General features: G+C 40.5%; 8 protein-coding genes and 4 pseudogenes. 1 reads left to right on the top strand and 11 read right to left on the bottom strand.

All coding sequences use genetic code 11. The features are described from left to right. Positions 1–109 precede the first annotated feature (109 nt). A complete protein-coding gene (locus tag MHH52_RS07085) occupies positions 110–1,480 on the top strand; it encodes an MFS transporter (protein WP_313639692.1) in 1,371 nt (456 codons plus the stop codon). Between the two features lie 162 nt (positions 1,481–1,642). Here the strand turns inward: MHH52_RS07085 and MHH52_RS07080 are convergent. The 11 genes and pseudogenes from MHH52_RS07080 to MHH52_RS07030 form a co-directional block, all read right to left on the bottom strand. Next, positions 1,643–2,658, bottom strand: a pseudogene (locus MHH52_RS07080) (DAK2 domain-containing protein); the annotation flags it as partial. 2 nt (positions 2,659–2,660) lie between these two features. Next, positions 2,661–3,080 (bottom strand): annotated as a pseudogene (locus MHH52_RS07075) (recombinase family protein); the annotation flags it as partial. A 214-nt stretch (positions 3,081–3,294) separates the two neighbouring features. Continuing rightward, positions 3,295–3,452: pseudogene (locus tag MHH52_RS07070) on the bottom strand (sigma factor); the annotation flags it as partial. Between the two features lie 717 nt (positions 3,453–4,169). Then, positions 4,170–6,281: a DUF5054 domain-containing protein gene (locus MHH52_RS07065; protein ID WP_340007540.1), complete on the bottom strand. Its 2,112-nt coding sequence runs from the start codon at positions 6,279–6,281 to the stop codon at positions 4,170–4,172. Positions 6,282–6,388: 107 nt separating this feature from the next. Next, on the bottom strand, positions 6,389–6,625 hold the full coding sequence (locus MHH52_RS07060) for a hypothetical protein (RefSeq protein WP_340007538.1): 237 nt from the start codon (positions 6,623–6,625) through the stop codon (positions 6,389–6,391). Between the two features lie 19 nt (positions 6,626–6,644). Beyond that, positions 6,645–7,151 (bottom strand): annotated as a pseudogene (locus MHH52_RS07055) (beta-galactosidase); the annotation flags it as partial. A gap of 218 nt (positions 7,152–7,369) precedes the next feature. Continuing rightward, positions 7,370–8,584 carry a glycoside hydrolase family 88 protein gene (locus tag MHH52_RS07050; protein WP_313639696.1) on the bottom strand — a complete coding sequence of 405 codons (1,215 nt, stop codon included), beginning with the start codon at positions 8,582–8,584 and terminating at the stop codon, positions 7,370–7,372. A gap of 37 nt (positions 8,585–8,621) precedes the next feature. Next, positions 8,622–9,482, bottom strand: a complete 861-nt coding sequence (locus MHH52_RS07045; protein WP_313639697.1) for a carbohydrate ABC transporter permease — start codon at positions 9,480–9,482, stop codon at positions 8,622–8,624. Between the two features lie 19 nt (positions 9,483–9,501). Further along, entirely contained in the window at positions 9,502–10,386 is an 885-nt protein-coding gene (locus MHH52_RS07040; protein ID WP_313639698.1) for a sugar ABC transporter permease, read from the bottom strand. A 68-nt stretch (positions 10,387–10,454) separates the two neighbouring features. After that, positions 10,455–11,831, bottom strand: coding sequence for an ABC transporter substrate-binding protein (locus tag MHH52_RS07035; protein WP_340007534.1), 1,377 nt, complete (start codon positions 11,829–11,831; stop codon positions 10,455–10,457). 189 nt (positions 11,832–12,020) lie between these two features. Continuing rightward, a complete protein-coding gene (locus MHH52_RS07030; RefSeq protein WP_340007532.1) occupies positions 12,021–13,622 on the bottom strand; it encodes a response regulator in 1,602 nt (533 codons plus the stop codon). Between the last annotated feature and the right edge of the window lie 179 nt (positions 13,623–13,801).

The raw sequence follows: 13,801 nt of genomic DNA, 5'->3' as shown, positions 1-13,801 counted from the left end.
GTGAGCAGATTCATTATGAAAGCGTTTAAAACTATGGAAATACTGACGCCATATTCGAAACCGTTTCCTCATTGTCTGAATCACACATTACAAGATCGAGGTGAAGAGTATGTTAGCATTTTTAAGACCCAAGGTCGCAAAGACTCAGGTGCCGCAAGAAGACATAATGAAAGTGTACAAGCAGTTCAGTATGCAGTCACTGTTGGGCGTATTCTTTGGTTACATGGCTTACTATATCGTGCGTAGTAACTTTAGCTTATCTACGCCATACCTGAGAGAAGAGCTAGGACTTAGTGTGGGCCAAGTTGGTTTGTTAACAACCTGTATGCTCGTTGCATACGGAATAAGCAAAGGATTTATGAGTAGTATTTCCGATAAGGCGAGTCCGAAGCGATTTATGGCTTTTGGCTTGATCCTTTGTAGCTTAGTCAATGTGATGATGGGCTTTAGTTCTTCTTTCTGGATATTCGCTGGTCTCGTCATCATTCTCGGATTGTGTCAAGGTATGGGTGTAGGACCAGCCTTCATCACCATTGCTAACTGGTTTCCAAAGAAGCGCAAAGGTACGATAACTGCGATATGGAATACCTCACATAACCTTGGCGGCGGCATTATTGCACCGATCGTTGGTGCGTCCATCGCTGTCGTTGGACGCGACAATTGGCAGGTGGCTACCTATCAGATACCTGCGGCAATCGCACTCGTGTTTGCTATCGTGATCTTAGTATTAACGAAAGGCTCTCCTAAAAACGAAGGGCTGCCTCCCGTTACTGAAATCTTCAAAGATGCTAATGATCCTACATATAAACTTAGTGCTAATGAAAAAGCGCCAGAAGAATTAAACTCTCTTCAAATATTCGTGAAGTACGTGCTCAAGAACAAGAATGCCTGGTATGTATCCCTACTAGACACATTCGTATATATGGTTAGATTCGGAGTTATCAGCTTCATGCCGATCTACCTGTTAGAAGTGAAAGGCTTCTCCGAAGATCAAATGCACACTGCTTACTTATTCTTCGAATGGGCGGCCATTCCGTCCACACTATTGGTAGGTTACTTATCTGACAAAGTGTTCAAAGGTTTACGTATGCCGCCGGCAGTAATCGCGCTGGTTACTATCTTCGGTTGTCTCTTTGGCTACTGGATAAGCGATTCCTTGCTATGGACAACATTATTCGCTGCAACGATTGGCTGCTTTATCTACGTTCCGCAATTCCTTGCTTCTGTACAAACGATGGAAGTTGTTCCACCATTCGCAGTTGGTTCGGCGGTTGGTTTGAGAGGCTTCATGAGTTACGTATTGGGGGCTACAACAGGAACAACCGTATTCGGTTACATGGTTGACAGTTTCGGTTGGCACGCTGGATTCTATTTGCTCTTTGGAGCGACAGTGTTCGCTATCGTATTCTGCTTCTTAACACACTTTGGTGTTAAAGATATGGAGCGTAAGAAGTTAGCACGAATACAAGAAGCATCATAACGTAAGTGCACGAATGTAAGAAAGCAACTCCCTCTGCCTAGTCAACTGTTTCCCGCAAGATGGACACTTTGTAAGAAGTGACTGTCTTGCGGGTCTTTTTATTAGGCATGTTACCTTAGTTGGTAAGTCTTCAAATAATAAAAGTCTTGCCTGCGCTCAACCCTACTTGCTATATTTCATTACTTTTGAGAGTTCTGTGAAAATAACTCCTAATGCATAGGCTCCTGCATCTGGATAACCAATACTTCGCTCACCCACCGTACCGGCTCTTCCCATGCGAGCTACAATTGCCTTGGTTTGTTCTGCGCCATGTACAGCAGCCTCTGCCGCCTGGATAGATGCCGTCTTGATATCCTCGCCATGTCGCGCACTCTGTTCCCAAGCTACAGCATAAGGAGCAAGAGCATCAATCAATGTTTTATCTCCTACAACCGCCTCTCTACCAAACGATCTTTCTCCAGTATCTTGAATCCCTTTGACAACAGCTGTCATCATACCAGCGACCTCATCAATGGATAGCGCTTGCTTATTCCCAACGTATTTACTAGCTGCACGGAACGCAGATCCCCAAATTGGACCCGATGCTCCGCCGCAATGCTCCATAATAATTAAAGAGCAAGCATCCAGAAAACTTCCAATATCCGTTGTACTATGCGATAAAATGTCCTTCCACTCCGCCTTTAATTGCTTGAATCCCTTGGCAACGCTCATTCCAAAGTCACCGTCTCCTGCATGGGCATCCAACTCGCAGAATGGCACCTCATTCTCAATGATAATTTTACTCATTTGATCGATCAGATATACGATATTTTGAAAGGATAGCTGGTTATGTTCAATGATTGCACCCGTTGGATCTGTCTCATTCTTGTAGGATACGAGCTTATCCACCTCTTGAGTGTGCACGACTTCCGTAAAGTTCACTGGTTCAAAAGGTTCCTGTATGAATAGAGCCGGCGTATTGCATGGTTCCGACAACAACTTCTTAAGCTTAGGGTCCAGCCTCATGATGGTAACCGATGCTCCAGCCATATCGATACTAGTCATGTAATTTCCTACAAACCCTACGTATACTTTTTTATTCTTCGCCACTAATTCACGAGTAACCGAATTATTCAGCAAGTACAACTCTTGTAGTGCGTGCCGCCAAACCCATTGATCAACACAGCCACTTCTTGCTCTATGCCCTTCTGCCTCGCGACATCCGTTCATTAATTTTCGCCTTCTCAAACTCTGCTATAGCACCCCTCATCTGATAAAAGAGCATGCCTTCGGGCGTGCGTGCGTACTCGCCATTCACAAAAACAAGCTTCGCTTTCTTCTCAAGCTCTTCCGAGATGATAAGCTGGTTCATCAGCTTACGAGAAAGTCGGTCTGGATCTAAACAGATCACTCTATCGATAAGACCATCCCGCACATCATTTCTTAGCTTTGTCAGTGCCGGCCGATCCAGAAATTTTCCTGATACACCCTCGTCAATATATTCAAATACTTCACTGGCATTTCTTACTTTAGCGCGACAGGCCCGAATCTGTTCACTTAGACTGTATCCGCTCTTTGCTTGTTCTTCTGTTGATACCCTTGTGTATATCCCGTCCGCCATCGTTACTCAGCTTCTCCTTCCTGTACATCTCTTCCAGAAATTTATAGGCATTCGAACGGGCTTCCTTGGAATATTCACCTTCATGAATTCGTATCTCCATGCAACAAGCCTCCTTTACATTACCACTATACGAAGACTTGGGATTGTCCTAGTCCTCATTTCAGTAACATATTGGAGGCTTGTTATGATATTTACTAGCTATGCACTCTTTTGACATTAGGTTCTCGTTTTCAATACAACGGGCAGCAAAAGTGGCCAGTTTTGTGCCTTTGTTCGGACGGTAGCTCTCAATGGCTTTGATCAAGCCGATTGTTCCGATGGAGATTAAATCCTCTATGTCTTCTCCGTATTATCGAATTTTTTGAGGATATGAACGAACTCCTATGTCAGAAATATCATTCATATCAAGGGATGTGGCACTTTCGCCATTGAGTAGGGGATTTTTGGTAAGCTGGAATAGATGTTAAGTGGCAACGGACCATTTTTGCAGGTGTAGCCTTCAACTCGTTGACCGACTCAAACTAGACGGAATTCGGTTAATCTGGTCGAAGTTCAGAAATGTTAAAATTTACACAAGACACAACAATGCGTATCCTCACTCATAAATCGACCTACACTCGGATCATACCATCTTGCTCGAAGATATTGTAACCCTACCGTACTATCCTAGTACTCTCCAGAATATCGAAGGATGTTTCTGGAACCGTTTCTTCTTCTTTCTTTGGGGCTTCAGCGAACTTTGTCCGCCGTTCAGGGTCAGCTTCCGCTACGGCGACAAATTGGAGTTCGTGCGGATTTTCCCTTTAATATTAAGGCTATCATATTTGGAGCAAACACCACATTTCAATGGTATTTTTGGATCCCAATTTGCATAACGCTACTGTAATATACCCTGTTTTCTCAAAAGAACTCTAAAGCTGTCCACCCAATTGCGTTTAGAGGTAAGTTTTTTCATATTTCGAACCCTTGCTGTTCGCGTAAGTATTGATATCGTTAACCAAGGTTTGAATTTTTCGTGCTTCCTCTTTGCTAAAGAATATGTTGAACTTCAATTTCGAATTAAAAAAGGATGTAGTCCTCTATCGACGGTTAATCTAACTTGATCACGAATCTGAACTTTACATCATCTTCAAACCACATTGGAAAATTTGTCCCCCAAACATTATTATGTAGTAGGAAATGCATGCCTCCATCTAAAGAAACAAAAGTATTATCAAATTGCAAAAGTCTCTTCCTGCCTGGGGCTACCAATGGAACGTCTATCGTTTGAATCGAAGCACTACCATCACTTCCCTCATAATAAACACCTGAATTTACCGCATGTAAGTTCCGGTTTCCATTCTTTACGACCTCTAAAGGCGATATCATAGTGCCCATTTTATCCATCTTCCATAGATTCGGGTTATCCGTCTTTAAAACAAATGAGAACCAGCTTGCTTCTGGCATACGGTATGCTTGCTTATCAAACCATTTCAGTTCAGCATCTATGCTTCGCTGATATTTATTAAAACGATATGCGATACAAATTTCATTTGGCGCACCATGTAATTGAACACAACACGTCGGCATCGAAAGTTGAACTTGAACCAGATCAAAGTCATCCTTCAAACAGGCAGTAATACGAGTCACACTTGGCACAAATTTACGATTCTCAGGCTTTGGCTCCGCAAATTCCATACCTGGCTTACCAAAATCCGCGTCTGCCCATTTATACGTTTTGCTCCGTTGCACCACATAATGCTCGAACCAATGTTGGTAATCATCCGAACCAAATGTCTGGTATTCAAAACAGCCCAAGCGGTGAGATTCGTCTGCCCATACCTTTCCATTCTCATCCACAAGTTTGCAAATGGAACCATCTGTATCAAACTCAACCTCGAATCGACCCAATGGATAGGTTGTTCTTAATCTTAAATTGAGGCTATTGCTTTCCGTTAGTTCTTCCTTAGCGGCCGTCGAATGTCTTAATACTTCAGTTGCTTCAAGCTGCTTGTCTGCCGATAAGCATTGAATAGCCTGTTGAAGGTATTCACGCTTCTCTTGAAAGGAACTTTCGAATAAGTGAAAACTCCGTTTTCTCCCCTCAGAGGCGAACAATTCAGAGGATAGACCATCCCCTTCATCCATTGCAAAAGATCCGATATAGGCGTATTTGTCAGGAATAGCGTCTTTAGACACGACATCAGCTTGCCTCGCTGCCTTGAATTCGCTTATAGAATAATGCTTAAAATCCGCGAGGAATTTCTTTTCATCCATCCCCCAGGTATGCTCGGGAATTAATAACAGCTTATCGCTAAAGTTTGAATATTCTTCACTTGCTGGGTCAAGTCGTCCCTTTGTAAGCCATTTATCACGAAGTCTTAACAAATCTCGGTATTGTTGTATTTTCGTTGGATCGGACGCAGCTCCGTGAATCCACGTATCGCCGATTTCTTCACAAACAACAGGAAAGTGGTCTTTGAAATCAAGCATTTTAGATACAAATGCTTCCATTGTAGAGGCTTGAATAACAGCTCCAGGAAACTTCTCAGAAAGCTTGGCAAATTCCAATTGAATATCCTCGATGGATGGGGGGCCACAATTATCACCTGTATGAGCGAATACCATTGCATCCTCGCATCCCTCGATCTGTACGATGTTCCCATAATTACTAGCGTAATTGACAATAACTTCCGAACCGTCTTGCGCTCTCCACACAAAAATCTCCGGTACGCTAGGCACCTTCGAAGCCGGATTGACCCCTAGGTGCAAGTAGCGAATTCCGTATTTAGCCAAGAGAGGCACCATCCCGATCGTATGTCCAGGAACATCTGTCATTTTGGCAGTTATCGTGCTTTTCCCGAATCGGGCATTCAGTTTCTGAGCGATTGACAATCCGTACTCGAACAATCGAGGATCTACCAATTCGGTATGAGTTGTAAACGGCAATCCATGCCATGCAATTCTGCCAGCAGTTATCGCATTTTCCATCTTTCTGATTTGTTCTTTACTCGCTTTTTTCAAATATTCGTTGATTAACCATGAACCTGTGGTCCACACGAATTGCGCAGAGCCGTCATTACGCTGTAAATCTTCTGCTAACTGAAGCGCCTTTGGAATATATTGCTCCATATATTGGTTAATAACATTTTCAGCTAAATCAGTGAATCCAACATCCAGATGTGTTTTAAAAATGACGTGAACTGTTTTGATGGTATTCATTTTTCCTCCTCATAATTTTATGTCCTAAACAACACCACTTCGCAAGTCTATTTGCACAAAGGACAAACAGATTATTTCCGTGAAGGGTTGTCCTGATTGTCACTAAATTATTCATAGATTCGTAGAAGTGCTTCTAAGTTATAATAATCGCCCCAGATCATGTAATCATCCGGTGAAGCATTCCCTCTTACATGGTACGAACCATGCTTCAACAGCCCTTGTGCTTCCGTCTCGTTGATCGTCGAGTAATTCAATACGAGAGACTCCATAGAACGAGTGACCGCTTCTTTGATAAATTCAGTTTCAGCAACTGAAGGATCTAAATGCTCCAACAATTCCAGCATTCCGAACGCAGAAATTGCAATAGCTCCAAAGACGCATCACACCGGGGCGCTTTAAGCTGTTATACTTCTGCCAGTTCTGCTGACTTGGCGTTTGCTCCATTAGCATGCACGGCTGCCCGTTCTTTAGTCCGCGCATAAAGTCGTGACGCTTCGCGACATTGCTCATAGGTTCGTTCATTGACGGGTAGCTGTCCCACGAAACAACATCCATGTGCTGCCCCCACTTGTGAAGATCTAGATTATTTTTTAGACCCCAGATGTTCGTCGTAATCGGAATATCGGGCGTCACGCGCTTTATCGCATCGAATTCCCCTTGGTAGCAGGCGAGGATGGAGTCGGACATGAATCTTTTATAATCCAGCGACATGCCTTGATTGTAGCGATTATCGTTATTGAGATTCGAAGGCGGTACGATTTCTTCCCAGTCATAGACGGTATGTCCCCAGAAGCTCATGTTCCACCACTTATTGACTTCTTCAAGATTTCCGTATTTCTCCTGAAGCCAAATTCAGAATTGCGCAGCGCACTGGCCGTAGTAAATAAAAATGGTATTTCTAAACAAAAATGGATAGAGATTCAGATGCATTCTGAAAACTCTGTCCATTTTTATTTCACTAATAAAATGTCTGACATATTGCTTGGAATTTATCTTCCCTTTTTCTATTCTTAAGCCTCAGTCCCCAGTAACCTCTTCTCACGATGCCGACCAACTCGTACAAATCGCAAGAGCAAAATGACTCAACATTACCAGTACGGTCTCCAGTTTCGAATCACTCTCACAAGCGCCTCCATATAGAAATAATCGCCCCATATGCAGCATTCATCTACACCTAAATCGCCGTTGTATGCATAGACCGCGTGCTGTAGAATTCCATTCGATTCCGGGTGGTCCTCTGTCGTATAACGATCCGCCAGCGATTCCAGTATAGTTAATGCTGCTTGTTCATAGAGATGCCGGTCTTCATCAAGCACCGGGAGCTGTCTTGCCAACTCCAGTAATCCGCATACCGCAATCGCTGCAGCCGATGAATCACGTTGCCCGTCATTAGCCAAAAATATTAAATCCCAATTGCATACAAGGTCTTCAGGCAACCGATTAAGAAAATAGTTGGCGACAGATTTGGCTGCCTCTATTATCTCTGGATCCCCAGAGAATCTATAATCAAGCGCAAGACCGTATAGCGCCCAAGCTTGTCCTCTGGACCAACACGCATCATCTGTCCCGTAGCCTTGCCCTGTCCATCCTTTTACCTGTTCCCCTGTGTCAACATCAATATGGAAATGTTGATGGGTCGAGCCATCTGGTCGAACCATATACTTGGCGACTTGTTTGATGTGTCGGAATGCTTTATCCGAATAAGTGCTGTCACCGGTCATTTGAGTCGCCCAATGAAGGAGCGGTACGTTCATAGAACAATCGATGATAAATACACCTCGTTCATGGTGATTTAGATCATCCAAATGACCTCGGACTTGAATAATACCAGCCTTTTCACGGAAGCGCATTGCCAGCAGCTTGGCTGCATCAAGTGCTATGATCTTAGCTGATTCACTACCAGTGAGCTTGAAGCTTGCCACACAAGAAGGTGAATATAAGAAACCGATATCATGATGATTTAAAATAGCACGATCGACAAATCGTTGTTTGAAGCTTTCTACTTGAATGTCGCCCGCGTGGCGATACTTAGGATCACCCGTAAGCTCATAAGCAAGCCAAATCATCCCTGTCCAGAATCCCGATGTCCAATCCGATGCATGTACGGTACTCGCATTCTCAACGGGTTCGTACACAAGATTCACACTGTTTGCAGAAGGAAACTTATACGTAAACGTTTCTAAATTTGCATCAATTCGTTTCAATACAAAATCAAGTGACTGCTTAAATTGGGATTGTGAGAATGTGCGCTGGAACTGCGCTTGATTTTTGACGATTTCACGTAATTGAGGATCAACTGACATTGGAATGCTCCTTCCTGATTTTCAATCCAATTAATATCTAACCTTTAATACCAGATAAAGCCACTCCTTCGATAAATTGCTTCTGAACTGCAAAGAAGATAGCCAATATCGGAATGATCGACATGGCCGTGCCTGCCATAATCTTGCCAAATTCTACATCATAATCAGATACAAATGCTTTAAGACCTATCGTTATCGTGAAGTTTTCAGGAGAATTCAGGAAAATAAACGGTACAATAAAGTCGTTCCACTGCCCGAGAAAAGTAAATAAGATTAACGTTGACATCGCTGGTATTATATTCGGAAGCATAATCCGATAATAAATTTGGAAATGATTACAACCATCAATCATCGCAGCCTCAGATATTTCGATCGGCAAGGTTAGATAGAATTGTCGAAGCAAGAAAACACCGTAAGCGCTAAAGGCACTCATTAAAATAATGGATAATTGAGTATCGACTAGACCAAGGATTCTCATAATGATAAATAACGGGATCATCGTTACTTGGAACGGTACCATCATCGTACCCAAGTAACATAGGAAGATGGTATCTCTTCCCTTAAATTTAATTTTTGAGAAGGCATAGCCTGCCAAAGAACATGTGATTAGCTGTAATATAGTAACTGAACTGGCAATAATAAAAGTATTCTTGTAAAACAAACCAAAATTAAATCTTTCCGAAAATAAAGCAGCATAATTGGACCACGTGATTGTCGACGGAATCCACTCAATAGGCATTTTAAATATATCGACCTCCGGCTTTAACGAAGACGATAACATCCAAATGAACGGCACAGTCATTACTAGGCCTAACGAGATTAGAATGATATGAATCAAAAGATGATTGACTTTTTGGGGGCTTAACAATTTGTGACGTTGTACGCCTATAGTTGTCATTTCCTCACTCCCTTTCTTCCTAGTAATTAACCCATTTATTCTGTCCACGGTATTGAACAAGCGTTACAATAAAAATAATTCCGAATAACACAACGGCTGCTGCACTTGCATAACCCATTTGATAATTCTGAAAAGACGATTCATAAATATACTGAACAATTGTCGTTGTTGCTCTTCCTGGTCCACCTTCTGTTAAGATATAAACCTGATCAAACACTTTAAAGGAGTTGATTGTCGCCATAATGATACAGAAGAAGGTTACAGGAGTAATCAAAGGTATTGTTATGTGTTTGAATTTGTTCCAACCACCAGCTCCATCAATAGTAGCAGCCTCATAAAGTGAACTCGGAACTCCCTGCAAACCTGCCAGAAACATCACCACATAATAACCAAAGTTCTTCCACACGGACATCACGATGACAGAAAACATTGCCCAGTTAGGACTTGTTAGCCATTGTGGGGGATTGTCTATACCGAAGCTCCGTAGCATATTATTTATCGGTCCTAGCGTCGGGTGTAATAGCGCGCTGAATACATAAGAGATTGCAACTGCTGACGCTATATAAGGTATAAAATAAATTAATCGATATACGCCGATCCCCTTCAATTTGTTATTTAGCAACATGGCAATCATTAATCCAAGAAACAATGTCAATGGAACAAAAGCAATCGTATATATAAAGGTGTTATACAGAGCAATTCTAAACGATTCATCCTTGAATAAATCTATATAATTTTCAAACCACATAAAATTAATCTTACTAATTCCATCCCAGTCCGTGAGACTTAGTACGAATGCAACAACGACAGGTATTAGTGAAAACAAGACAAAACCTATCAAATTAGGCAGGAGGAATAAAAATCCCCACATCGATTCTCGTCGGTTAATTTTCGACGCACTCAAACCAATCACTCCTTTCAAATATGGACTAAACATTCCGATGAACGTTCAGTCCATATTTATTAACAAGATTACTTCTTGACTAACTTGTTCACTTCATCGGTAGCGCGCTTTTGCATATCTGCAATGGCCTGATCTATTGACTTAGTACCTGTTAGAGCAAGTTCTGCTTCTTCTCCCATTGCTTTATTAATCGCATTACTGGCCACATGCATTGGTAATTCCTCAACATATGGTACATTCTCCAATACCATTTTTCCGTTTCCGACGAAATCCGGAAGATTTTTCAGGAATGTTTCTTCTACCTTTGGTGTATTGAGAGCTGGTAAATTAATTGCATATTTCGCTAGAATAAGCGCTACGTCTTCAGAGCTTAAATATTTCATTACTTCCCAAGCTGCGTCTTTTGTTTTTTGATCTGATTTAGAATTCATAAGAAGATATCGCGGAGCACCGAACGTAGTGCCTTTTGCTACACCCTCTGGATGAGGAATATTAGTGATATCATACTTAAACTTAAAATCATTATTTTGATTAGATGCAATTTGACCAATTGACCAGTCGCCTGAGATCAACATTCCGATGTTACCAGCGCTAAATTGCTTCGCATAATGGGTCTTCGTTGTTTTATTTTCTGCTAGAGATGGGCCGCTCTTATCAACCATGGACAAATCATACTTAAATTGAAGTGCATCCTTGAACGCAGGCTTATCCAGATTTAAAGTGTTATCAGGATTAACATATTTCAAACCTGTTTGTGTTGCCATTCCTCCCCAAGTTTGTGGCCAATCTGGCATAGTAAATCCCCATATTTTATTACTACCTTCACCGGATGTTAATTTCTTGGCTGCTTCTCTGAAATCATTCCAAGTCCAATCATCTGTTGGATAAGCTACCCCAGCCTTATCGAACAAATCTTTGTTATAATAGAGCATGAATTTAGATTTGATATAAGGCAAACCGTACAATTTATTATCGATCTTGGACATTTGAATGTTGCTTTCGCCTAGAGCATTTGCATCAAAGTTGTCTTTGGCTATATATCCGTCTAAAGGTTCAAGCAAGCCTTTGGATGTAAAATTATAATATTGTGATACGTATCCATCAAATATATCAATTTTCTCTCCGCCTATTAAGTTCGTGACTAGCTTCTGATCAATCTCTTCGGTTGTCCCTTGAGGCAGTGGTTTAAAAGTTAGCTTGATATTTTTACCAAGCGCATCAAAACCTTTTATGATTTCCGCTTTCTGCTCATCGGTCTTGAAAGTAAAATTCCAAACGACAACCTCAGTTTTGTCTGTATCCGAGGTAGATTGGGTCTTGCCAGTTGAATCGGGTTGAGAACTCTCATTGGAACTATTCTTTGACGAGTTAGAACATCCAGCAAATAACGTTGCAACTAAGGTAACCATCAATAAACTAACGAATACTCTTTTCATTTTTCTCATTCGTAAACCTCCCTTTTGGTGATGGATTAAGCTTAACATAATCAAATTCATGCCAGAATAAACGAAGCTTAGTAAAGATTGTCCATTGCTTAGCACTTTGATTTCTTGTTTTACCGGAACACAAAAATGGCATTAATCTTTGCTATAAATCTAAGATTAATGCCATACTATTTCCGAAAGGAACTGTACTTATCCTTTTATTTCATTCATGTATTCCAATGGTTTATAACCTGTTATCTGCTTAAATTTCTTGATGAAATAACTATCATTGTTATAGCCTACCATTTCAGCAATTTGATAAATTTTATACTTTTGCTTTCTCATCAACTCTTTAGCTTTGTCGATTCGAATTTCATTCAGATAATCAATGAAGTTGATACCTGCTTCCTTTTTGAAGATATGACTGAAATAATCAGGATTCATATTAATGATTTTACTAATTGTTGCAACACTAATAGGTTGATTATAATTTTTCAGCACATACTCTTTCGCTTTAAATACTTCCGTTCTACAAGCATACAGATCCTCATGCATCGCTTCTGTTATAAAATCTTGCAGGCAAGCATCTATTTGTTCGATCATTTCATTGAAAAAATGGATCTCTTGAATATACATATAAGCTCTTGTAATACTCTCATACTCTCCAATGTGCTTCGTTATTTTCTTAATATTCGTTTCAATTAAAAATATCAGTTTATGAATATACATCCTTACATTCTGACTTCTCATGACTTGCTGCCGTTCCATTGTTTTTAGCAAATCTATAAATCTCACTCGTATTAAATGTAAATCATATATCTCAATGGCCTGTAATAGTTGATCATATTCTTCGGATTTTAGTATGAATTCCTCATGATTCTGAGAGGGGTTATAACGATTAACGGACATTGGGCCCGTATAAAAATTTATTTTTAAGCTTTCATATGCGTGATTATAAGACACTTTTGTATTGGAGATACCTTCAACGATCGAGCCTATCCCGCATGAAGCCTTGATCTGAATAAATTTACGAATTAAATCAACCGTTTCCTCGCAAATAGATTGAATTAGATCAAGATTTTTCTCGGCCTCCATAAGAGATTGAAAACTAAATAGGTATAGAAATATTCCTTTTTCAAAAAAAATAACTTGGCCCATTCCGTAACCCTTCATAATGTCATCAATGATATTCAACGTAACATCATCCGAGCTTATCCTTGGACTGTAATTACTATCTTGAGCATGCTGCTGTTTATCGAATTGGAGAATACCTATAACATAGTAATTACCAATGAGTGATAATCCCAACTCTAAAGCCATGTTCATTAATTCATCCTTTGACTGAAAAGAATCATCAAATAAACTATAAATGAAATTTAGACGATCAGATTCTTGAGCTTTCATGACCATCGTTTCGTCTCTTGTTGAAGGACCACTTTTAATCTTATCTTTGAGATTCAACAATATATCAACCAGCTTCTCAATATTCATAGAAAGCTTTAGAATATAATCTTCAGCGCCTAATTTCATGCCTTCCTTCACAAATTCGAAATCATTGTGACAACTTAAAATAATAAAGTGAATATCGGCGTTTATTTTCTTTGCTTCACGAATGAGCTCAATTCCATTCATATTCGGCATCGTAATGTCAGTAATCACAATATGCGGCTGATATTGTTCTATATATTTTAGGGCAGAAACACCATCATCCGCCTCACCAATCAATTCAAAGCCATGGGTTTTCCATTCAATACCTGATTTAAGGGCTAAACGCACAAGAATTTCGTCATCTACAATTAAAACTTTGATCATTAATTAGCCCCCTCTTAGATGATTATTAAATGTTAGAAATGATATTGTCCATGTATTTATTAACAAACATTTTGGCTTCATTTCGATGTATTGTCTGTTATGAATACAAGCTAATCAGGTCTAATTAATAATCTAACCTGTGAAACATGACTAAATATGTCACGGTCTCACAGGTTAGA

The sequence above is a fragment of the Paenibacillus sp. FSL K6-0276 genome (assembly GCF_037977235.1).
Taxonomy (GTDB): Bacteria; Bacillota; Bacilli; order Paenibacillales; family Paenibacillaceae; genus Paenibacillus_AQ.
This window is presented reverse-complemented; position numbering and strand designations above follow the sequence as displayed.

Bases quoted from the DNA above. Each gene is read 5' to 3' on its own strand.
- MHH52_RS07085 (WP_313639692.1), top strand. From the start codon at position 110: ATGTTAGCATTTTTAAGACCCAAGGTCGCAAAGACTCAGGTGCCGCAA.
- MHH52_RS07065 (WP_340007540.1), bottom strand. From the start codon at position 6,281: ATGAATACCATCAAAACAGTTCACGTCATTTTTAAAACACATCTGGAT.
- MHH52_RS07060 (WP_340007538.1), bottom strand. From the start codon at position 6,625: ATGCTGGAATTGTTGGAGCATTTAGATCCTTCAGTTGCTGAAACTGAA.
- MHH52_RS07050 (WP_313639696.1), bottom strand. From the start codon at position 8,584: ATGTCAGTTGATCCTCAATTACGTGAAATCGTCAAAAATCAAGCGCAG.
- MHH52_RS07045 (WP_313639697.1), bottom strand. From the start codon at position 9,482: ATGACAACTATAGGCGTACAACGTCACAAATTGTTAAGCCCCCAAAAA.
- MHH52_RS07035 (WP_340007534.1), bottom strand. From the start codon at position 11,831: ATGAGAAAAATGAAAAGAGTATTCGTTAGTTTATTGATGGTTACCTTA.
- MHH52_RS07030 (WP_340007532.1), bottom strand. From the start codon at position 13,622: ATGATCAAAGTTTTAATTGTAGATGACGAAATTCTTGTGCGTTTAGCC.